This is a genomic window from Streptomyces sp. QH1-20 (assembly GCF_041283565.1).
Classification (GTDB): domain Bacteria; phylum Actinomycetota; class Actinomycetes; order Streptomycetales; family Streptomycetaceae; genus Streptomyces; species Streptomyces syringius.
This window is the reverse complement of the sequence record NZ_CP166299.1, coordinates 4,278,387-4,299,560: the sequence shown is the minus strand read 5'-3', so window position 1 is coordinate 4,299,560 and position 21,174 is coordinate 4,278,387. Positions and strand designations below refer to the sequence as shown.

The window sequence follows — 21,174 nt, the reverse complement described above, 5'->3', positions numbered from 1 at the left end:
GGTCCGGGCGCCCCTCCGGCGTAGGTATCCGGTGATCAGACCGCGAGGAGCTTCTTCACCTGGGCGGCGACCCGGCCGCCCTCGGCGCGGCCCGCCACCTGCGGGTTCACGATCTTCATGACCGCGCCCATCGCACGGGGCCCCTCGGCGCCGCCGGCCTGGGCCTCCGCCACCGCGGCCGCCACGATCGTGGCCAGCTCCTCGTCCGTCAGCTGCTGGGGGAGGTACTCGGCGAGCACCTCGCCCTCCGCGCGCTCCCGCTCGGCCGAGTCGGCCCGGCCGCCCTTGTCGAAGGCCTCGGCCGCCTCGCGACGCTTCTTGGCCTCGCGCGTGATCACCTTCTGCACCTCGTCGTCGGAGAGCTCACGGGCGGACTTGCCCGCGGTCTCCTCGTAAGCGATCGCGGAGAGGGTGAGGCGGAGCGTCGAGGAGCGCAGCTCGTCGCGCGCCTTGATGGCGGTCGTGAGGTCATCGTGGAGCTTGGACTTGAGGGTGGTCATGGCGCAATCTTCGCACCCGGCCCACGCGTGCGCTCCGCATTAACGGCCGGGGCGGCTGACGAGGGCGCCCCCGCGGGAACCGGCGAGGGCCCGGTCATAGAACCCCCGCCACCCCCTACGGCCACCCTCGCCTCTTGCAACTCCCGCTTTGCCCCCGGCCCGTGACCCGGCGGCCCCCGCGGTCTGCGACCATGGGCAGCATGCGCGCGCGATACGGAGTACCCCTGGGAATCACGGCCGTCGGCGCCGCCGGCATTGCCTATGCCGCCGGCTTCGAAGTCCGTTCCTTCCGACTGCGGCGGGTCACGGTGCCCGTGCTGCCGCGAGGCATGCGGCCGCTGCGGGTCCTCCAGGTCTCCGACATCCACATGGTCGGCGGACAGCGCAAGAAGCAGCGCTGGCTCCAGTCCCTGGCCGGGCTGCGCCCCGACTTCGTCATCAACACCGGCGACAACCTCTCCGACCCCGAGGGCGTGCCCGAGACGCTCGACGCCCTCGGCCCGCTGATGGAGTTCCCCGGCGCCTACGTCTTCGGCTCCAACGACTACTACGGGCCCAAGCTGCGCAACCCCGCCCGCTATCTGCTGGAGAAGGCCAGCGGCCGGCACGGGCTGAACGGCAACGCCCCCGCGGTCGCCGCGATCCACAACCCGTGGGAGGACCTGCGCGACGGCTTCGACTGCGCGGGCTGGGTCAACCTCACCAACACCCGGGGCAGCCTCAAGATCGACGGCTATGAGATCGCCCTGACCGGCCTCGACGACCCGCACATCAAGCGCGACCGGTACGCCCACGTCACGGGCGGCCCGCGCGAGGACGCCGACTTCTCGCTCGCCGTCGTCCACGCCCCCTACCTCCGGGTGCTCGACGCCTTCACCGCCGACCGCTACCCGCTGATCCTCGCCGGGCACACCCACGGCGGCCAGCTCTGCATCCCCTTCTACGGCGCTCTCGTCACCAACTGCGACATCGACACGAAGCGCGTGAAGGGCCTCTCCACCCACCGGGCCGGCGGCAACCGCTCCTACCTCCATGTCTCCGCGGGCTGCGGCACCAACCGCTACACGCCGGTCCGCTTCGCGTGCCCGCCCGAGGCCACCCTGATCACCCTGACCGCGCGCGACTGAGCCCCGCGCGAGCGGCCCCGGGAATCGGATTTCGTCTCCGGGCCCGGGTCCGCTAAAGTAGAGCTCGTTGCGCCGGGGAACTGCGAAAGCAGAAACTCGGGGGCACATCGGGGTGTAGCGCAGCTTGGCAGCGCGCTTCGTTCGGGACGAAGAGGTCGTGGGTTCAAATCCCGCCACCCCGACAGCTGAAACACCAGGTCAGGGGCCTGATCCGCGAAAGCGGGTCAGGCCCCTGAGTGGTTTCCGGGGTCTTTTGGAACCCCGTCAGAGATTTATGGAAGAGGGCGTGTCGCGTGCCTCGTCCATGAGGTGACGGGCTTCGTCCGGCGGTGATTCGGGCGGTACGACCAGCAGGTCGCAGCGGCCGATGCCGTAGGACAGCAGACAGATCTTGTGCCGGCCGGCGGCGGTGCCGCACCGGCTCAGATGCACCACCCGGCCCGCGAGGGTCATCCGGCGGGGGCCGACGGGCCACATGCCGCTGTCCACCGTGACCCGGGTGATCCCGCCCCACCTGGCATTCAGCGCGATGAGCAGAGCGGGCAGTTCGTCCCCCAGGTCGTGTGAACGGGGCCACCACGCGCCGTCGGTCCGGCGCAGGCCGGGGTCCGGCCCTGCCAGGGTCAACCGGGCGGCGAGGAAGGCCTGCTGCGGGGGAAGAGTCGGCTCGCTCATGGTGCCGGTCACGTGGTGGGCCTTTCAGTTCTCGTCGCGGAGCGGGGGGTCGGTGACCAGGCGGGGCCGGAACGGCCCGAGGACCTCGGGGGCGTGGATGGTGTCCACGGTGAGGTGGAGTCCGGTGGCGCCGTCGCCGGGGTCGTAACCGCGCGGTTCGGTGGCGGCGAAGCGGAGGCGGAGCACTTCGGTGATCCGTCGTGCCGTTTCGGGGGACGCGGCGATGATCCGGACCTCCGCGAGACCGGCGGCGGGCAGCGTCTGCCCGGGCGCGGACGCCGCCGGGCGTTCGCGGGTCACGCCCGGCTCCGGGAGTGCGCCCTGCTGCGGAGCCGGCGGCGTGGACGCAGTCGTCCGCGGCCGCCGTCCCGGTGGTCGCGGCGCTCACCGTGGCCGGAACGGTCGCGGGAATCCGGCGCATGGCGTTCGTGGGGAGAGGTCTCGGCGCGTCGGGGGTGCTGTCCGTTGAGCAGATGGATCACGAATTTCTCCCAGGGCGTTCGTTGGGGGCACCATCGCCACGACGGCGGGAGTGCCCATGGAGGTCATGTCTCCGCGTGCCGAGGTACTTGTGGGCCCTTCGCCCGTGACGTGTCGGCGGGGCCGTGCCCGCCCTCGGATTCCCAGGCCGTCTCATCCGTGCTGTCGTCCCGCGCCGCGGCCATGAGGCCGCTCGCCGTGAGGCGGTTGCCCGGGTCTCCGGCCGCGGCCATCAGCCGGGCGGCGGTGTCGGGGGCAGTCTCCGGAGGGATCACCAGGAGGTCCCAGCGACCGACACGGAAGGAGAGCAACAGCAGGTCGTGGGGGTCCTGCTCGACGAACCAGCCCACGTGCACCACCCGTCTGCCCACGGGGACCTTGCTGGGGATGACGGGCCAGTGGACGGGGTTCACCGCGACGCGGGTGATGCGCCCCCAGGGCAGGTCCAATGCCATGGCCAAGGCGGGGAGTTCACGGGTGAGGTCGCGTGAATAAGGCCACCAGGCACCGTCCACCGGGCCTGGACGGGTGGCAGCCGGGTTGAGGAACAGGCGCACCGGCAGCGGCGGCGCGCTCTCGATCAGGGACGTCGTGGGGGTACTGGTCGTCGTCATGACGCGGACCCGTCTCCGGGCGCGTCTTGCGTCTGCCCGGACTGATGGCTCGCCGAGAACGGCACCTGCGTGAAGCCGGTGCGCGAAGAATTCTCGGTGAGCCGAGCCTACTCCGCCATCACCTTGAACGGGTGCCCGCTCGGGCACCGGTTTCCCACGGTCGGCAGGGGTGGTCCAGGACTCGGGCGGGGCGTCACGTCCCGTCCTCGCCTCCCGGGTCCGGACGCGGCGCTTCCGCGGGGCTCGGGTGGACCGGATGGGTGCCGGTCTCGATAAGAATCTGCTCGGCCTGGGTGACGTTGCCGACCCGCACCGCCCGGGCCATCGCGGCGCGTGCCGCGTCCGGCGTCGCCTGCGGCGGGATCACCAGCACGGAGAAGTGGTCGTTGTCGCCTCGGGTGATGAGAACCGTGTCGTCACCGGCCGGAAAGGAGTCGATGTGCACGACCCGGTCGTCGACGACGAGGCGCATCGGGAGTTCGTCCCAGGCGCTCGCGTCCAGGCCCACACGCGCGATGGGGCCGAGGTGCTCGGTCAACGCCATGATCAGACCGGGGAGTTCGGTACGGATATCGCGGGAGCGCGGCCACCACGCGCCGTCGAGAATCCCCTCACGCGAGTGTGTCGTCTCCAGCCGCACGAGAGCCGTCCCGGGTTTCACGGCCCGGTGGATCGCGTCCGGCAGAAGCTTGGGAAGGTCCGGGAATTCGGAGTCGGCCATGATGGATTCTCCCGTCTGCGGGACCGGCATACACCGCAAGCGGAATGCCCTCGGTGGTTTCACCTTACTCTGCGGCCGAAACAGCGGCCCGTTCGCCGAATTCGTCCGGCGAGACGGGAAAGTAGCTGGTCACAGGCCTTCTGGCGTTCTGGCCGGAGTAGAGTGAAAAGGCAACGCCGGATGTGGACAAGGCGGCAGACATGGCAACACTGCGCGAGCGGAAGCACTACCGCGAGATGGTCCTGCAGGCGCTCTACGAAGCCACGGAGGGGAACCGCCTCCTGGGCGTCACCGGGGCGAAGCTCCGCGACGACCTCGATGTCCACGAAGAGGACCTGGCAGCCGCCTGCACATATCTGGCCGGCGAGGGCTTGATCGTGGTCGACTGGGCGACGGGAAATACGCCGTCAATGGTCACACTGACACACCAGGGAATTCGCCTCATGGAGGCCGAGGAGGAGCAGCGCGGCGACTGAGAGGCTGCTTTTCCGCTCCGCATTCCGGTAATCGTCTGGCCGGGATATCGCCTCGGGCGTAGCGTGGGAAGTGGGTCCGCGCACTCTCACGTGCAACGACCTGAAAGGGCGGCCCCGGTATGTACGTGCCGGGGCCGTTGGCACGACCGCGGCGGGACCCCCGCGGACCGCTCCCCCACCGGTCGGCGCGCGATGGTCCGGCCCGGCGGCGAGGAGTTATCCACAGGCTGCGGCAGCTCCGGGCATGTTGTCGCCCGTTCGGCGCAGAATGGGGGGCATGACTGAGAGCAACGGGCCCCAGCGGGGCGACGGGTCCATGGGGGCCGACGGGTCCATGCCGGATTGGGAGAGGCGCTTCCGGGCGCCGCGGGTAGGGCTGCCGAGGTGGGCGGAGGACGCCCCGGACCGGTCGCTGTTCACGTCGAACGTGACGGGCACCTTCGAGCTGTACGCATGGGACCGGGCGACGGGCGCCCAGCGGCAGGCGACCGACCGGCCGAACGGGACGACGGGCGGTCTGCTGTCCCCGGACGGCGAGTGGATCTGGTGGTTCTCGGACAAGGACGGCGACGAGTTCGGCGTCTGGATGCGGCAGCCCTTCCACGGCGGGCAGGACGAGCCCGCGACGCCCGGCCTCGATCCCTCCTACCCCGACGGGCTGGCCCTCGGCCGGGACGGCACAGCTGTCGTGGGGCGGTCCACGGACAAGGGCGGCTCGACGATCCACGTCGTGCGGCCCGGGGCCGAGCCCGTGGAGATCTACCGCCACGCCGAGTCCGCGGGCGTCGGCGATCTGTCCCACGACGGCACACTGATCGCGATCGAGCACACCGAGCACGGCGACGCCATGCACTCGGCGATCCGTGTCGTCAGGACGGACGGCACGCCCGTCGCCGAGCTGGACGACACCAGGGGCGGCACCGAGGAGCTGGGTCTGTCCGCCATGGGCTTCGCGCCGGTCGACGGGGACTCCCGGCTGCTCGTCGGGCACCAGCGGCGCGGCCGCTGGGAGCCCCTGTTGTGGGACCCGGTGACGGGCGAGGAGACGACGCTCGCCGTCGAGCTGCCCGGTGACCTGGGCGCGGACTGGTATCCGGACGGCTCCGCCCTGCTGATCGAGCACAGCTATCAGGCGCGCAGCGAGCTGTGGCGGTACGAGCTGGGAAGCGGCGAGCTGACCCGGCTGGAGACACCGGAGGGCACGGTGTCCGGGGCGCTGCCCCGGCCGGACGGGACCGTGGAGTTCCTGTGGTCCTCGGCCGCGAAGCCGCCGGTGGTGCGGTCCACGAGCGGGCGGGTCGTGCTGGACCCGCCGGCGCCGGCCCACGGGATCGGCAGCGCCCCGGACTCGGTGCCGGTCAGCGACGCGTGGGTGCCGGGCCCGGGCGGCGATGTGCACGCGCTGGTGCAGAAGCCCGCGGGCGAGGGGCCCTTCCCGACCGTCTTCGACATCCACGGCGGTCCGACCTGGCACGACAGCGATGCCTTCGCCGCGGGTCCGGCGGCCTGGGTGGATCACGGCTTCGCGGTCGTGCGGGTCAACTACCGCGGCTCGACCGGCTACGGCCGGGCGTGGACGGACGCGCTCAAGCACCGGGTGGGGCTGATCGAGCTGGAGGACATCGCCGCGGTACGGGACTGGGCCGTGGCGAGCGGGCTCGCGGACCCGCAGCGGCTGGTCCTGGCGGGCGGCTCGTGGGGCGGATACCTGACGCTGCTGGGCCTCGGCACCCAGCCGGACGCCTGGGCGCTGGGGCTCGCGGCGGTCCCCGTGGCGGACTACGTGACGGCCTATCACGACGAGATGGAGGCGCTGAAGGCCCTGGACCGTACGTTGCTGGGCGGCACCCCGGAGGAGGTTCCGGAGCGCTACGCCGCGTCGTCACCGCTGACGTACGTCGACGACGTCCGGGCCCCGGTCTATATCTCCGCGGGCATGAACGACCCGCGCTGCCCGATCCAGCAGGTCGAGAACTACGTGGACCGGCTCGCGGAACGGGGCCATCCGCACGAGGTGTACCGCTATGACGCGGGGCACGGCTCGCTGGTGGTGGAGGAGCGGATCAAGCAACTTCGGCTGGAGATCGCTTTTGCGGAGCGCCATCTGGGCCGCTCGGACCGTTCTGGCCGTCCGGGCGATCCGGACCGCTCGGGTTCTCGGGGGTGATGCCGAGCGCAAGGTCGCGGGCGGCTTCCGTCTCCCGGCGGAACAGCCGGAACCACATGAAGACGATGAAGCCGGCGACGGCGAACCACTCGCCCGTGTAGCCGAGGTTCTGGAAGGCCTTGAGGTCGAGGCCACTGCCGGGGGCCGCCGACGGGGGCACCGGGACCATGGCGCCCGATGCCTCGGGGGTGGTGATCCACGCGTCATACACCTGGTACGGCACGAGGTTGACCAGCGAAGCCGCGCTGATCACACCGAGCTGCCCCTGGGGCAGGCCGCCGCCCGCCCGTACGCCCTTGGAGCCGACGTTCTCCGAGGACTGCAGCGCGCCGGTCACGGTGACGTGGCCGACGGGCGGGGCGGGCACCTTGGCGGCGTCGGCCCGGGAGCTCGCGTCGCCGGGCAGCCAGCCCCGCACGACGGGCAGGGCCTTGCCACCGTCGGTCCGAAGGAGGGTCAGGACGTAGAAGCCCTTGCGGTCCTCGAGGTCCCGGTCCGGGACAAGCAGCTGGTGCGCGGTGTCGTAGCGGCCGGTCGCGGTGGCCTGACGGCCGGAGGTCTCGGTGCTCACCGGCAGCAGATCGCGCAGCGGCTCGGCGGCGGCGGTGCGGGCGCTGTCGGCCTGCGTCTGCTGTTCGCGGTGCGAGTCGACGCGCGACTCGAAGCGGCCGAGCTGCCAGCTGCCCATGAACAGACACACGACCATGGCCAGCACGGCGAAGACGTTGATCCCCCACCAGCGGGGAGTCAGCAGGAACCGATACACACCACCACGGTACGGGCACGGATCCACCGGGCGGCACCGGCCCCTCCCGTTCCGGGCGGCCGGGCCGCGCGCCAGGGCCTGTCCGGCGGATCTTCGTGGATCAGCGAGCGGCGTCCGGGGCGTGCGATCGCACGGCGGAGGGTCGCCCTCGTACTGGGCGTACTCGGGCGCCTTTCGACAACGCGGCGAGCGTGCGTGCCGGGCGTCGGGAGCCCACGAAGATCCGCCGGACAGGCCCTACGGCTTGGTGGCGAGCGGACCGGTGCGGTAGACCGTGCCGGCGCAGGCGTCGTTGATCTTCGCGTCCGCGGCGGTGGGCTCCCCGGTGTCCGGGGTGTGGCTGACCACGACGCTCGCCGGCGGCTTCGGCTCGGGGGTGTCCTGGCCCGTCGGCTGGTCCATGGCCGTGGTGCCGGAGGCCGGTGGGGTGCTCGCGACGGGCGACGGGGAGGCGCCGCCTCCGCCGTCGCTGGCGCAGCCGCTCGGCCCGCCGCCGGACGCCGGGACCCAGGCGAACTTGACCTCGTAGGCCTGGCCGGGCTGGAGGATCACCTCGCTGGGCTCGGTGGACGGGTCGGGCAGCCCGGTCGCGGCGTCACCGGCCGTGTGGTCCACGACGGAGACCCGGGAGGTGTCGGCGCTGCCCTGCCCCGCGACATCGACGGCGCCCGGGCCGCCCACCGTGCACACGGCATGGGAGACGTTGACGACGCGGAAGGAGCCGTAGACGCGGCCTTCACGGTCGGCCACGCCGACGCTGCCCGCGCCGTTGCCGAGCTGGTTGCGGTCGCAGGTCGGCGAGGTCGCGGCGAGGGTGCTGGTGGGGCCGGGGAGGGGGCCGCCCGTGGCACCGCCCGCGTGGCTCTCGGGGCGGGCGTCCTCTCCCTTGCGCTCCTCCTTGTGCTCCTCGTCCTTGCGGTCGGCCGGGTGGGAAGAGCCCACCTCGGGCTCCTCGCCCTCGCCGCCACCGCTGCGCCGCCCCTCGGCGGCGCCCTCCTCGGTCTGCTGGCTGCTCGCGGCGTTGGCCGGACGGTCGTCGGCGGCGCCGCCGGTGGTGGCGACGCGCAGCAGCGCGGGCATGGCCGTACCGCCGAGGATCACGGCCGCCGCCACGCCGACGACAGCCTGGCGACGCCGTGTACGCCGGGCGGGGACGGCACGCCGCAGGTGCTCCAGCGCGTCGGCGGAGGGTTCGAGATCGCCGACGGCGCCGTGCAGCAGCCGGCGCAGCGCCTGCTCGTCGACATCGCTCACGTCGACATCACTCACGCCGCCGTCAGCCGTACCCGCACGCGCGCCCGCATCCGCGCCGAAGTCCTGACCGACCTGACCGAGGCGACAGTCCTGGTCCTGCTGTTGCTCCTGGCCAGGCTCCTGATCCTTACGGACGTCCTGGTTCCGGCGACCGCCCGGGAAGTGGTGGTTCATGCCGGGGCCTCCATGGCCACGCGCAGCGCCGCGATGCCCCGCGAGCCGTACGCCTTGACCGAGCCGAGCGAAAGGCCCAGCGTCTCGGCGACCTGCACCTCGGTCATGTCGGCGAAGTAGCGCAGAACCAGGACCTCGCGCTGGCGGCGCTGCAGTCCACGCATCGCTTGAATCAATTGGTCGCGCTCCAGCTGTTCGTACGCGCCCTCTTCCGCGCTCGCCATATCGGGCATCGGCTTGGAGAGAAGCTTCAGCCCGAGAATGCGGCGGCGAAGCGCGGAGCGGGACAGATTGACGACAGTCTGCCGCAAATAGGCGAGGGTCTTTTCCGGGTCACGGACGCGGTTGCGCGCGGAATGCACCCGTATGAAGGCTTCCTGCACCACGTCCTCACAGGAGGCGGTGTCGTCCAGGAGCAGGGCGGCGAGGCCGAGCAGCGACCGGTAGTGGGCGCGGTAGGTCTCGGTGAGATGGTCGACTGTGGTGCCCGCAGCCATCGCCTCGTCAGCGTCCCCACGCTGCGGGGGGATCTGCGCGGGGCGGGTGGCGGACCAGGGGGCGATCACCGGCATGCCGCCCGACGTGCGCGAACGCGGGCGCGCCGCGGCGCTGCTCCGCCTCGGGGCGGTTGCGATGCTGATGACCTCTGCCACGCCTGTTGGACACGCTTCCCCCCGTCAGGGTTGTACGCGCAAGGCACCGCGTTTGACGACGCGCCGAATGACGATGCGCCATTTGCCCTCATGCGTACCAGCTCTTCCCGAATACCCCGATTTTGGTACCGCCGCGAGAGACGGCAACAAAGACGCTCCCCGCCCTGCTGCGGTTGCAGTGGGCGGGGAGCGAATCGTCGAACAGATCGTCTGCCCAGTTCAAGAGGTCCGGACCAACGACTTGATCACAGGACCTTCACACGTCCCCCAAGTATTACGGGGCCGTCAGCTCCGCCGCCACGACTTCTGCGATCTGGGCGGTATTGAGGGCCGCGCCCTTGCGCAGGTTGTCGCCGCAGACGAAGAGTTCGAGCGCCTTCGGATCGTCCAGCGAGCGCCGCACCCGGCCGACCCATGTCGGGTCGGTGCCCACGACATCGGCGGGTGTGGGGTATTCGCCCGCGGCCGGATCGTCGAAGAGCACGACCCCCGGCGCGTTGGAGAGGATCTCGTGCGCCTGGCCGACCGTCACCTCGTTCTCGAAACGGGCGTGCACGGTCAGCGAGTGCGTGGTGATCACCGGAACCCGGACACAGGTCGCGGTGACCCGCAGGTCCGGCAGCCCGAGGATCTTGCGGGATTCGTTGCGGACCTTGAGCTCCTCGGAGGACCAGCCGTCCTCCTTGAGCGAACCGGCCCACGGCACGACGTTCAGCGCCAGCGGAGCCGGGAACGGACCCGTCGTGTCCCCGACCGCGCGCCGCACATCGCCGGGCTGCGTGCCCAGCTCCGTACCGACGACGGCCGCGAGCTGCGCGCGCAGGGTGTCGACGCCGTCCTTGCCCGCGCCGGAGGCCGCCTGGTACGAGGAGACGATCAGCTCGCTCAGCCCGAACTCGGCGTGCAGGGCCCCCATCGCGACGATCATCGACAGGGTGGTGCAGTTGGGATTGGAGATGATCCCGCGCGGCCGCATCCGGGCCGCGTGCGCGTTCACCTCGGGCACCACCAGCGGCACGTCCGGGTCCATCCGGAAGGCGCCGGAATTGTCCACGGCGACGGCGCCCTTGGCAGCCGCGATCGGCGCCCAGCGCGCGGAGACCTCGTCGGGCACGTCGAACATCGCGACGTCGACGCCCTCGAAGGCCTCCTCGCTCAGCGCGACAACCTCGACCTCCTCGCCCCGGACGGTCAGCTTCCGGCCCGCCGAGCGCGGGGACGCGACGAGACGGATCTCGCCCCAGACGTCCTCGCGCTGCGACAGGATCTCGAGCATGACCGTCCCGACGGCGCCGGTCGCGCCGACGACGGCGAGGGTGGGCTTACGGCCCGTACGCGCGGTACGGGCCGCATGGCCGTCGGTCATCGACCGGTGCCCCCGTAGACGACCGCCTCGTCGCTCTCGGTGTCCAGGCCGAAGGCCGTGTGCACGGCGCGCACCGCTTCGTTCACATCGTCGGCACGGGTGACGACCGAGATACGGATCTCGGAGGTCGAGATCAGCTCGATGTTCACGCCGGCGTTCGACAGCGCCTCGAAGAACGTCGCGGTGACCCCGGGGTTGGTCTTCATCCCGGCGCCGACCAGCGAGATCTTGGCGATCTGGTCGTCGTAGCGCAGCGAGTCGAAGCCGATGCTGTCCTTCGTCTTCTCCAGCGCCGCGATGGCCTTGCGGCCCTCGGTCTTCGGCAGCGTGAAGGAGATGTCGGTCAGCCCGGTGGACGCGGCCGAGACGTTCTGCACGACCATGTCGATGTTGATCTCGGCGTCCGCGATCGCGCGGAAGATCGTCGCGGCCTCGCCCGGCTTGTCCGGCACCCCGACGACCGTGACCTTCGCCTCGGACGTGTCGTGGGCAACCCCCGAGATGATCGCCTGCTCCATCGGCTGGTCCCCTTGCGGTTCGTTGCTGACCCACGTGCCCTTGAGCCCCGAGAAGGACGAGCGCACGTGGATCGGGATGTTGTAACGGCGTGCGTACTCGACGCAGCGGTGCAGCAGCACCTTGGACCCGGAGCTCGCCAGCTCCAGCATGTCCTCGAACGAGATCCACTCGATCTTCCGGGCCTTCTTCACGACCCGCGGATCGGCGGTGAAGACCCCGTCGACGTCGGTGTAGATCTCGCACACCTCGGCGTTCAGCGCGGCGGCCAGCGCGACGGCGGTGGTGTCGCTACCGCCGCGGCCCAGGGTGGTGATGTCCTTCTTGTCCTGGGACACACCCTGGAATCCGGCTACGATCGCGATGTTGCCCGCGTCGACGGACTGCTGGATGCGGCCCGGCGTGACATCGATGATCCGCGCCTTGTTGTGGACCGAGTCGGTGATGACTCCGGCCTGGCTGCCGGTGAACGACTGTGCCTCGTGACCGAGGTTTTTGATCGCCATCGCCAGCAGCGCCATGGAGATTCGCTCTCCGGCGGTCAGCAGCATGTCGAACTCGCGCCCGGCAGGGATCGGCGAAACCTGCGCGGCGAGATCGATCAACTCGTCCGTCGTGTCGCCCATCGCGGAAACCACGACGACCACCTGGTGGCCGTTCTTCTTGGCTTCCACGATTCGCTTGGCGACCCGCTTGATGCCTTCGGCATCGGCAACGGAGGAGCCTCCGTACTTCTGCACGACAAGGCCCACGTGCGCTCCTCGCAGCTATATGTAATGAGGTCGACCCAGTCTAACGAGCAGGCCGAATCCACCTCGCCAATATCACATGGTGAGACACCATGCTCACCACATGACCGGCGCGGCACTGCGTGCGACGTCCCTGTCGCACCCGGCCGCGCCCGTCCGCGACGGTCCCTGCCCGTATCGCCGGAGCGCACACGGGAACGTAAGCCAGGTCACACGCCGAGCGGCGGTGCCGGCTCCCGGCTCAGATCGAGCGCAGTCCCAGCGGGCCCGCGATCTCGGCCGCCATGACCTTGCCCGCCTCCTCGGCCAGCTGCTCCTCCGCCGCGGCGTCGTCCGTGTCCAGCCCGCCCAGCTCGTCCAGCGGCTGGTCCAGCCGTACGTGCGCGACGAGCGACTGCAGCGCGCGCAGCGCGGCGGAGGCGGTCGGGCCCCAGTTGGAGAGGTAGGAGAACTGCCACCACCACAGCGCCTCGCTGACCCGGCCGTCGCGGTAGTGCGCCATGCCGTGCCGCAGGTCGGTGATGATGTCGGCCAGGTCGTCCGAGATCCGGCACGCGACGGGCATGCTGCGCGGCACGTACGGGTCGAAGACCTCCGAATAGACGTCGACCGGGTCAAGCAGCCGTGCGAACCGCTCGCGCAGCTCGTCGACGTCCGGCTCCGGGCCCACGTCCGGCTCGTACCGCTCGTCCGGCAGGAAGTCCTCGTGGGCGCCCAGCCGACCACCGGTCAGGATGAGCTGGGAAACCTCCAGCAGCAGGAAGGGAACAGCGCTGTCGGGCTCGTCGCCTCGGGACACCTCGGCGACGGCCACGATGAAGCTCTCGATCGAGTCCGCGATCTGGACCGCGAAATCGTCCGGATCGCGTTTGGCGTCGTGAAGCGTTGCGTCAGACATCGAGAAGTCGTCTCCCTTCGAAGGCACGCCCGAGCGTGACCTCGTCGGCATATTCCAGATCTCCACCCACAGGCAGACCACTGGCCAGCCTCGTGACCTTCAAACCCATGGGCTTCACCATGCGCGCGAGGTACGTGGCCGTGGCCTCACCCTCAAGATTGGGGTCGGTGGCCAGAATCAGCTCGGTGACCGTGCCGTCCGCGAGCCGCGCCAGCAGCTCACGGATCCGCAGGTCGTCCGGGCCCACGCCCTCGATGGGGCTGATCGCCCCACCGAGCACGTGATAGCGACCGCGGAATTCCCGCGTCCGCTCGATCGCGACGACGTCCTTGGACTCCTCCACGACGCAGATCACCGCGAGATCGCGGCGCGGGTCCGAACAGACCCGGCACCGCTCCTCCTGCGCCACATTGCCGCAGACCACGCAGAATCGGACCTTCGCCTTGACCTCGGTCAGTGCGTGGGCGAGCCGGCGGACGTCGGCCGGCTCGGCCTGGAGGATGTGGAAGGCGATCCGCTGCGCGCTCTTGGGACCGACGCCGGGCAGCCTGCCCAACTCGTCGATGAGGTCCTGGACCACGCCTTCATACACGGATCGGATTCTCCTGCTTCGCTTCTTCGGTTACGGGTCTTCGGTCACGGGTGTTTCAGCGGTCGCGGATCGCCGGTCGGGAACGGTCCGCTGCCGCCGGCAACGGCGAACCGGTCAGAACGGCAGACCGGGGATGCCGCCGCCACCCAGGCCCTGGGCCAGCGGGCCCAGCTTCTGCTGCTGCAGCTGCTGTGCGGTGGCGTTGGCGTCGCGCACCGCGGCGAGGACGAGGTCCGCGAGGGTCTCGGTGTCCTCCGGGTCCACGGCCTTGGGGTCGATGACCAGGGCCTGGAGCTCGCCGGCACCGGTGACCGTGGCCTTCACCAGGCCACCGCCCGCCGTGCCCTCGACCGGGGTCCGAGCCAGCTCCTCCTGGGCCGCGGCGAGGTCCTGCTGCATCTTCTGGGCCTGCTGGAGCAGCTGCTGCATGTTCGGCTGGCCACCACCGGGAATCACGGGTTCGCTCCTGGCTGTCGACGACGATTGCTTCGGTAGCCCGAGCCTACGTGCTCGTCGCGCGCCGCGCCCTACGCCGTCGGAAGAAGTCCGGGAGCGCCCGGGGGTGCGGGCGGCGCCCTCGCGTCGCCCGCAGTCCGTGGCGCCGGGCTCCCACGCGCCGCCTACTCGTTGGCGATCTCCTCGATGACGGTCGCGCCCAGCTCGCGCACGATCAGATCGTGGCCGGTCAGGGCGGTGTCGTCGAGATCCGGGTCGTCCTCGGCGGGCATGTCGTCCTCGATGGCGACATGCCGCGGCTCGGGCTCCCGGGGCGGCTGGGACGGCTGGAACTGGCCCGCCGAGGGCGCTGCCGGGGCCTGCCGTGCCTGCGGGGCGGGGGCCGCGGGCGGGGCTGCGGGGGCAGCGGTGGCGGCCTGCGCGGGCCGGGACGGGGCGGGGGCGCCGCCCTGGCCTCCGGAGAAACCGCCCGAGGCACCCGGGGAGGCGGAGCCGAAGCCGCCCCCGCCGCCGGAGGACCCGCCGAAGCCGCCCGCGCCACCGGCCGGGCCGCCTCCGAAGCCGCCGCCGGGCGCGCTGCCGCCGCCGGAGGGGTCGACGACCAGCTCGACCTTCCACTGCACGCCGAGCGCGTCGCTGAGCGCCTGACGCAGGACGTCCTCGCTGCCGCTGTTGGCGAAGCTGTCGCGCGCTCCGGCGTTGGAGAAGCCGACCTGGACCGTGCTGCCGTCGAAGCCGACGACCTGGGCGTTCTGGCTGAGCAGGATCCACGTGAAACGACGGCGGTTCTTGACCGCCTCCAGGATGTCCGGCCACATCTGCCGCACCTGGGAGGGGTCACCGCCGCTCTGCGGCTGCTGCTGGCCGTACGAGCCGGCGGACGCGGCCGGGGCCGCCGCCGGGGCGGGCGCGGGCGGCGCCTGGCCGGGGGCTGCGGCGGAGGGCCAGGCTCCGGCCTGAGGCGCCGGGGCGGGCGCGGCCGGTAGTGCGGACGGGGCGGGAGTGCCGGGCGCGGCAGCGGACGGCCAGGCTCCGGGCCTACCGCCGCTCGCCGTGCCGTTCTCGGAGCCGCCGGCCGCGGTGGGCCAGGCACCGGCCGCGGCCTGAGGCTGGGGGGCCTGGGACTGGGGCTGGGGCTGGGGCTGGGGCTGCTGAGGCTGTACGGGCTGCGGCTCGGCGGCGGGAGCGGGCGCGACGGGAGCGGCCGGAGCCGCGGCGGGCGTGCCCGAGACCGCCGCGCGGGCGGCGGCGGGGCCGGTGAGACCGGAGGCGGCCGCCGGGTCGTGGGCCTGCGGCCCCGGGGCGTAGCCCATCGCGGGGGCACCCTGCGGCGCGCTCACGAAGGCACCGGCGAGGGCACCGCGCTCCAGCTTGTCGAGCCGGGCCCGTACGGACCGCTCGTCGTCGAAGGCTGCGGGCAGCAGCACCCGTGCGCAGATCAGCTCCAGCTGGAGCCGCGGGGACGTCGCCCCGCGCATCTCCGTGAGGCCCTCGTTGACCAGGTCGGCGGCGCGGCTCAGCTCGGCGGCGCCGAAGACGGACGCCTGCGCCTGCATGCGCTCCACGACGTCGACGGGGGCGTCGATGAGGCCCTTCTCCACGGCGTCGGGCACGGCGGCGAGGATCACGAGATCGCGCAGCCGCTCCAGCAGGTCAGCGACGAAGCGGCGCGGGTCGTTGCCGCCCTCGATGACGCGGTCGACGACCTCGAAGGCCGCGGCGCCGTCGGCGGCGGCGAAGGCGTCGATCACCGCGTCGAGCAGCGAGCCCTCCGTATAGCCGAGGAGGGACGTCGCCATGGCGTATGTCACACCGTCCTCGGCGGCACCGGCCAGCAGCTGGTCCATCACGGACATCGAGTCACGCACGGATCCGGCGCCGGCCCGCACGACGAGCGGCAGCACGCCGTCCTCGACGGGGATGGCCTCGCGGCCGCAGACCTCGCCCAGGTAGTCGCGCAGGGTGCCCGGCGGGACGAGCCGGAAGGGGTAGTGGTGCGTACGCGACCGGATCGTGCCGATGACCTTCTCGGGCTCGGTGGTCGCGAAGATGAACTTGAGGTGCTCCGGCGGCTCCTCGACCACCTTCAGCAGGGCGTTGAAGCCCGCTGAGGTGACCATGTGCGCCTCGTCGATGATGTAGATCTTGTAGCGGCTGGAGGCGGGCCCGAAGAAGGCCTTCTCCCGCAGCTCACGGGCGTCGTCCACGCCACCGTGGGACGCGGCGTCGATCTCGATGACATCGATGGAACCGCGGCCGTTGCGCGCGAGGTCCTGGCAGGACTGGCACTCGCCGCACGGGGTGGGCGTGGGGCCCTGCTCGCAGTTCAGACAGCGGGCGAGGATGCGCGCGCTGGTCGTCTTGCCACAGCCGCGCGGACCGCTGAACAGATACGCGTGATTGACCCTGTTGTTGCGCAGCGCCTGCTGCAACGGGGTGGTGACATGCTCCTGCCCGATGACCTCTGCGAAGGACTCGGGGCGGTAGCGGCGGTATAGCGCGAGGGACGACACACCTACGACGATATCGGGCCGCACTGACAAGTGGTCTCGATCACAGCCCGGACCCCCGCCCTGGGCCCGCCGAGGCCCCCCGGGAAACGCAAGGGCCCCCCACGCACCCGCCAGAGCCCACTTACCCTTGCTGCCTTCCGGCCCTGGGGGAGTTAGGTGAGATAGCGCCACGTGAGGGGCTTGCCCTCAGCCTAGCCGATCCCGGGCGCTGCTCGCGCCCTCCCCCTCCTCCGGATCCTCCCGGGCACCCACCTCCGAGGGAGGTGTTCGCGAGCACCCCTCAACGTCTTGTATTGTTTGCGGCGGAGGATTCGCCTAGTGGCCTAGGGCGCACGCTTGGAAAGCGTGTTGGGGGCAACCCCTCACGAGTTCGAATCTCGTATCCTCCGCACAGTGCCTCACCGGGCACTAACGAAGGCCCCGACCGGGAAACCGGTCGGGGCCTTCGTGATTTCCGGTCTCCCTCAGCCCGCGGCCCAGTCGGCCGCTGCCGCTGTGCCGGGTTCTTCCGGTGCCGTCGGCAGGCCGGTGAGCCGGCTGACCGGGGACAGGACGAGCGCGATCAGTACGGCGGCGGAGCCGATGGCCGCCACGGTCAGGGCGCCGTGGGCGCCGATCCGGCCGGACAGCAGGCCCGCGGACAGGCCGCCGAGTGCGCCGCCGCCGAACAGCAGGGTGCGGAAGACCGCCGTCATCCGGCCCATCATCGACCGCGGGGTGCTCGCCTGGCGCAGGCTGACGATGACGACGCCCGCGACGCCGAGTCCGAGGTAGGTGGTGAAGAAGGAGAGGACGAGCGTCCCCACCATCACCGGCCGGGGGCCGGTCGCGAGGACGATCAGCATCGGGCCGGTGAGCAGGACCGACTGGGCGACGAGATAGACCCGCCCGAGCCGGAAGCGCCGGATGACCTTCCGGGAGATCGCCGCACCGATCAGTCCGCCCACGGAGGCGGTGGCGAAGATGCCGCCGAGGGTCGTCGGGCCCAGGTGCAGGTCGCGTGTTCCGTACAGCAGGAACATCGTCCATACGGTGACCATGGAGAAGTTGCAGCAGAACCCGATCAGGGCCAGCGACCGCAGGACCGGGTTCTTCAGCACCCAGCGCAGCCCGTCCCGGAGTTCCGTCGGCAGGTGCCGTCGCGCGGCGTGCCGCTGGGGACGGGGCTCGGGCGTGCGGATGAGCAGCAGCGAGACCAGGGACACCAGATAGGAGAAGGCGTCGACGATCAGCGCCACGGGCGCGGTCAGGGCGCCGACCAGGACGCCCGCGAGTCCAGGTCCGGCCACATCGGCGGCCGAGGAGCTCATCCCCGTCTTGGCACCGGCTTCGACATAGTGCGCGGGGTCGCGTACGAGCGTGGGTACGTACGCCATCCAGCTCACGTCGAACAGCACCGAGGCGACGCCGACGGCGCAGGCGATCGCCAGCAGGGAGCCCATGCCGAGCGCGTCCGTCCAGTACAGGACGGGTACGAGCGCCATCAGGAGCATCCGGACGAGATTGGCGCCGAGCATGACCGGACGCCGCCGGGCGCGGTCCACCCACACCCCGAAGACCAGGGCGAGACCGAGGTACGGGACGAGCTGCAGGAAGCGCAGCAGGCCGACCTGCTCGTCGGTGGCGTGGAAGGCGGTGATCGCGGTCAGCGGCAGGGCGAGGTTCGTGACCTGGGAGCCGAGGAGCGAGAGTGTCTCGCCGAGCCAGAACGTGAGGAAGTCGCGGTTGTGCCAGAGGCTTTCCTCGGACGGTTCCACGGTGCCTGTCGGTGCTGCGGTGTGTGTCGGCGCTGCGGTCATCGCCGTCCTCGGCCGACGAGGTCCGCGACCGCGTCGGCGACGTGGTCCACCTCCTCCTCGGTGTTGTAGTAGTGCGGCGACAGGCGCAGGCACCATTCGACGCCCTTGTCCGTGAAGTCGAGCTGCGCGAACTCACGGAAGCTGAGTGCGGAGTTGATACTGCGGGCGTCCATGGCCGCCTTGAACGGCTGGGGCTGCCAGCCCTCCACCGCGAAGGTGACGAGCGCGGCGAGGCGCGGGCCGCGGTCGAGCACGCGCACCCCGGGCAGGGGCGCGAGCCGGTCGCGCAGCCGGGCCGCGAGCGCCGGGGTGCGCTGCTCGATGGCCTCGATGCCGACCTCGCGGGCGTAGCGCGTCGCGGCGGCGCTGCCGAGCACTGTGGCGTAGGGGAACTCCCACTCCTCGAACCGGGCCGCCGTCGCCACGGGCGCGTAGTCGCCCGGCCCGGTCCAGCGGGCGCCGTGCATGTCGATGAACAGCGGTTCGTAGCCCGCGCGCAGGACGCGGTCGGAGACGTAGAGGAATCCGGAACCGCGCGGACCGCGGAGGAATTTGCGGCAGGTGGCGGTGAGGAGGTCGCAGCCGATCTCTTCCACGTCGATGACGAACTGGCCCACCGACTGGCAGGCGTCGACCAGGTAGAGCAGATCCAGCTCGCGGCAGTGCCGGCCGATTTCGGCGATGGGCGAGACCAGGCCCGAGTTGGTGGGGACATGGGTGGCGGACACCAGGCGCGGGCGGTGGGTCCGCATCAGCGCGGCCATCGCCTCCACATCGACCCCGCCCTCGGGGGCGTCGGGCGCGTGGACGATGCGTACGCCGAATCGCTTGCGCAGGGACAGGAAGGCGATCTGGTTGGAGACGAAGTCGTCGCGGGTGGTGAGGATGACGTCGCCGGCCTGGAACGGGATCGACGACAGGGCGTTGGCGTAGGCGTGGGTGGCGCTGCCCGCGAAGGCGATGTTGTCGGGCGTGGTGTTGATGAGGGCGGCGATCTCCGTGTAGAAACCGCGGACTTCGGCGGCCTGTGCGGCGGACGCCTCGTAACCACCGATCCGCGCCTCGAGGTTCAGATGGCCGACCATCGCGTCGAGGACCGGGGCCGCCAGCAGGCCGCAGCCCGCGTTGTTGAAGTGGATGACCCGTCGGCACCCCGGGGTGTCGGCCCGCAGAGCGGCGACGTCCAGCTGAAGTGCTTCCCGAGCGGATCCAGTAGCGCTATTCTTGTTTGTCATGAATGACGGTAGCACTTCTGGTGAGTTGGCCGATAGCCTCCGGGCGCTGCTCGCCCGTCTCTCGCCCGGCGACCGGCTGCCGAGCAGCCGGGAGTTGATCAAGGAGTACCGGGTCGGCCCGGCGACCGTGGCGCGGGCCATCGCCGCGCTGGCCGCAGAGGGCACGGTGGTCACCCGCCCGGGCAGTGGGACGTACGTGGCGCAGCGCACCCGGCTCGGTGTCGAAGCCCCCGCCGCCGACACGTCCTGGCAGACGGTCGCCCTCACCGACCGCACCGTCGACACCCATCTGATCGCCGACCCACCGGGCCCGGCGCCGGCCGGGACGATTCCCCTGGACGGCGGTTATGTGCACCGCTCGCTCCAGCCCACCCGGGTCCTGAGCACGGCGCTCGCGCGGGCGGCACGCCGCCCCGACGCCTGGGACCGCGCCCCGGCCGGTGGCCTGCCGGAGCTGCGCACCGTCTTCGCCCACATCATCGGCGGCAGTGTGGCGGCGGAGGACGTGCTCGTCACCGCGGGCGGGCAGAGCGCGCTGTCGATCGCCTTCCGGGCCATCGCCGGGCCCGGCAGCCCGGTCCTCGTGGAATCGCCCACCTACCCCCGGGCCCTGGCCGCGGCCCGCGCCGCGGGGCTGCGGCCGGTGCCGGTACCGCTCGACGCCGACGGCGTACGGCCCGACCTGCTGGCCGACGCGTTCGCGATGACCGGCGCACGGCTGCTGTACTGCCAGCCGACCTACCAGAATCCGACCGGCACCGTGCTGGCGCCCGAGCGTCGCCGCCAGGTCCTCGATGTCGCGCGCGCTTCGGGCGCGTTCGTCATCGAGGACGATTTCGCGCGACACCTGGGACACGGCGGCCCGGTGCCGCGGCCGCTGGTGGCCGACGACCGCGACGGCACGGTCGTTCACGTGACCTCACTGACCAAGCCCGCGGCACCGAGCCTGCGGATCGGGGCGCTGGTGGCCCGCGGGCCGGTGATGGAGCGCATGCGGGCGGTGCGCCTGGTCGACGACTTCTTCGTCACCCGCCCGCTGCAGGAGGCCGCGCTGGAGGTGATCGGCTCCCCGGCCTGGGACCGGCACGTCCGGTCGCTCGGTACGGCGCTGCGGGAGCGGTGCGCCGTGCTGGCCGCCGCGGTCACCCGGGACCTCCCCGGCGCGACCCTGGCGACGCTGCCCACGGGCGGGCTCCACCTGTGGGTCCGACTGCCGTCCGGCGTGGACGACGCCGTACTGACGAGCGCCGCCCGGCAACGCGGCGTCGCCGTGAGCGCCGGCAGCCGCTACTTCGCCACCGAACCACCGGCGGCGCACCTGCGGATCGGGTTCGCTGCCACGGCCGGCCTCGGCGAACTGACCGAAGGGGTACGACGGCTGGGCGCCGCGCTCGCGGATCTCGGCCCCGGGCAGGAGTGAGGCCCGGAGCCCGCGGAGCTCTC

At 71.6% G+C, this 21,174-nt stretch carries 20 protein-coding genes, 2 tRNA genes and 1 other RNA gene; 6 read left to right on the top strand and 17 right to left on the bottom strand.

The features are described 5' to 3' along the window. Positions 1-35: 35 nt before the first annotated feature. Positions 36-500: a GatB/YqeY domain-containing protein gene (locus AB8O64_RS19420; protein WP_370420254.1), complete on the bottom strand. Its 465-nt coding sequence runs from the start codon at positions 498-500 to the stop codon at positions 36-38. Between the two features lie 200 nt (positions 501-700). Here AB8O64_RS19420 and AB8O64_RS19415 point away from each other — a divergent pair, with 200 nt between their 5' ends. Beyond that, positions 701-1,627: a metallophosphoesterase gene (locus AB8O64_RS19415; protein ID WP_370420253.1), complete on the top strand. Its 927-nt coding sequence runs from the start codon at positions 701-703 to the stop codon at positions 1,625-1,627. Positions 1,628-1,735: 108 nt separating this feature from the next. Further along, positions 1,736-1,809, top strand: a tRNA-Pro gene (locus tag AB8O64_RS19410). 82 nt (positions 1,810-1,891) lie between these two features. Here the strand turns inward: AB8O64_RS19410 and AB8O64_RS19405 are convergent. The 4 genes from AB8O64_RS19405 to AB8O64_RS19390 all read right to left on the bottom strand — a co-directional run bounded on the left by AB8O64_RS19405 (position 1,892) and on the right by AB8O64_RS19390 (position 4,117). Next, positions 1,892-2,314 carry a DUF5994 family protein gene (locus tag AB8O64_RS19405; RefSeq protein ID WP_370420252.1) on the bottom strand — a complete coding sequence of 141 codons (423 nt, stop codon included), beginning with the start codon at positions 2,312-2,314 and terminating at the stop codon, positions 1,892-1,894. Positions 2,315-2,326: 12 nt separating this feature from the next. Next, complete coding sequence (locus AB8O64_RS19400; RefSeq protein ID WP_370420251.1) at positions 2,327-2,602, bottom strand: hypothetical protein; 276 nt, start codon at positions 2,600-2,602, stop codon at positions 2,327-2,329. Between the two features lie 245 nt (positions 2,603-2,847). Further along, positions 2,848-3,396, bottom strand: coding sequence for a DUF5994 family protein (locus AB8O64_RS19395; RefSeq protein WP_370420249.1), 549 nt, complete (start codon positions 3,394-3,396; stop codon positions 2,848-2,850). Between the two features lie 193 nt (positions 3,397-3,589). Next, the gene (locus AB8O64_RS19390; protein ID WP_370420247.1) at positions 3,590-4,117 is read right to left on the bottom strand and encodes a DUF5994 family protein; all 528 of its coding nucleotides are present in this window, start codon (positions 4,115-4,117) and stop codon (positions 3,590-3,592) included. Between the two features lie 200 nt (positions 4,118-4,317). On the opposite strand from AB8O64_RS19390, the gene AB8O64_RS19385 reads away from it, so the two are divergent. Beyond that, positions 4,318-4,593 (top strand): hypothetical protein, encoded by a 276-nt coding sequence (locus tag AB8O64_RS19385; protein WP_370420246.1) that lies wholly within the window; start codon positions 4,318-4,320, stop codon positions 4,591-4,593. 277 nt (positions 4,594-4,870) lie between these two features. Then, positions 4,871-6,760 carry a prolyl oligopeptidase family serine peptidase gene (locus tag AB8O64_RS19380; protein WP_370420244.1) on the top strand — a complete coding sequence of 630 codons (1,890 nt, stop codon included), beginning with the start codon at positions 4,871-4,873 and terminating at the stop codon, positions 6,758-6,760. Here AB8O64_RS19380 and AB8O64_RS19375 read toward each other — a convergent pair. The 10 genes from AB8O64_RS19375 to ffs all read right to left on the bottom strand — a co-directional run bounded on the left by AB8O64_RS19375 (position 6,657) and on the right by ffs (position 16,880). Next, complete coding sequence (locus tag AB8O64_RS19375; RefSeq protein ID WP_370420242.1) at positions 6,657-7,526, bottom strand: SURF1 family protein; 870 nt, start codon at positions 7,524-7,526, stop codon at positions 6,657-6,659. The two genes, AB8O64_RS19380 and AB8O64_RS19375, sit on opposite strands and share 104 nt — an antisense overlap. A 237-nt stretch (positions 7,527-7,763) precedes the next feature. Further along, positions 7,764-8,954, bottom strand: a complete 1,191-nt coding sequence (locus AB8O64_RS19370) for a hypothetical protein (RefSeq protein WP_370420240.1) — start codon at positions 8,952-8,954, stop codon at positions 7,764-7,766. Next, positions 8,951-9,526, bottom strand: coding sequence for a SigE family RNA polymerase sigma factor (locus tag AB8O64_RS19365; protein ID WP_242626134.1), 576 nt, complete (start codon positions 9,524-9,526; stop codon positions 8,951-8,953). Before AB8O64_RS19365 ends, AB8O64_RS19370 begins: the two co-directional genes overlap by 4 nt. Before the next feature lie 355 nt (positions 9,527-9,881). Next, on the bottom strand, positions 9,882-10,973 hold the full coding sequence (locus AB8O64_RS19360; RefSeq protein WP_370420238.1) for an aspartate-semialdehyde dehydrogenase: 1,092 nt from the start codon (positions 10,971-10,973) through the stop codon (positions 9,882-9,884). Continuing rightward, positions 10,970-12,241: an aspartate kinase gene (locus AB8O64_RS19355; protein WP_130878398.1), complete on the bottom strand. Its 1,272-nt coding sequence runs from the start codon at positions 12,239-12,241 to the stop codon at positions 10,970-10,972. The genes AB8O64_RS19360 and AB8O64_RS19355 overlap by 4 nt, the downstream gene beginning before the upstream one ends. Before the next feature lie 238 nt (positions 12,242-12,479). Next, on the bottom strand, positions 12,480-13,136 hold the full coding sequence (locus AB8O64_RS19350) for a DUF5063 domain-containing protein (RefSeq protein WP_130878399.1): 657 nt from the start codon (positions 13,134-13,136) through the stop codon (positions 12,480-12,482). Further along, positions 13,129-13,728 carry a recombination mediator RecR gene (gene recR / locus AB8O64_RS19345; RefSeq protein ID WP_130878400.1) on the bottom strand — a complete coding sequence of 200 codons (600 nt, stop codon included), beginning with the start codon at positions 13,726-13,728 and terminating at the stop codon, positions 13,129-13,131. The genes AB8O64_RS19350 and recR overlap by 8 nt, the downstream gene beginning before the upstream one ends. A 114-nt stretch (positions 13,729-13,842) precedes the next feature. Next, positions 13,843-14,184, bottom strand: coding sequence for a YbaB/EbfC family nucleoid-associated protein (locus AB8O64_RS19340; protein WP_130878401.1), 342 nt, complete (start codon positions 14,182-14,184; stop codon positions 13,843-13,845). A 164-nt stretch (positions 14,185-14,348) separates the two neighbouring features. Then, on the bottom strand, positions 14,349-16,697 hold the full coding sequence (locus AB8O64_RS19335) for a DNA polymerase III subunit gamma and tau (protein WP_370420236.1): 2,349 nt from the start codon (positions 16,695-16,697) through the stop codon (positions 14,349-14,351). An 88-nt stretch (positions 16,698-16,785) separates the two neighbouring features. After that, an RNA gene (ffs, locus tag AB8O64_RS19330) (signal recognition particle sRNA small type) lies at positions 16,786-16,880 on the bottom strand. A 121-nt stretch (positions 16,881-17,001) separates the two neighbouring features. On the opposite strand from ffs, the gene AB8O64_RS19325 reads away from it, so the two are divergent. Next, positions 17,002-17,086, top strand: a tRNA-Ser gene (locus tag AB8O64_RS19325). Positions 17,087-17,161: 75 nt separating this feature from the next. Here the strand turns inward: AB8O64_RS19325 and AB8O64_RS19320 are convergent. Further along, positions 17,162-18,496: an MFS transporter gene (locus AB8O64_RS19320; RefSeq protein ID WP_370420234.1), complete on the bottom strand. Its 1,335-nt coding sequence runs from the start codon at positions 18,494-18,496 to the stop codon at positions 17,162-17,164. Further along, on the bottom strand, positions 18,493-19,731 hold the full coding sequence (locus AB8O64_RS19315; RefSeq protein WP_370420232.1) for an aminotransferase class V-fold PLP-dependent enzyme: 1,239 nt from the start codon (positions 19,729-19,731) through the stop codon (positions 18,493-18,495). The genes AB8O64_RS19320 and AB8O64_RS19315 overlap by 4 nt, the downstream gene beginning before the upstream one ends. Here AB8O64_RS19315 and AB8O64_RS19310 point away from each other — a divergent pair. Further along, the gene (locus AB8O64_RS19310) at positions 19,730-21,151 is read left to right on the top strand and encodes a PLP-dependent aminotransferase family protein (protein ID WP_370420231.1); all 1,422 of its coding nucleotides are present in this window, start codon (positions 19,730-19,732) and stop codon (positions 21,149-21,151) included. The genes AB8O64_RS19315 and AB8O64_RS19310 overlap by 2 nt on opposite strands. The last annotated feature ends 23 nt before the right edge of the window (positions 21,152-21,174 follow it).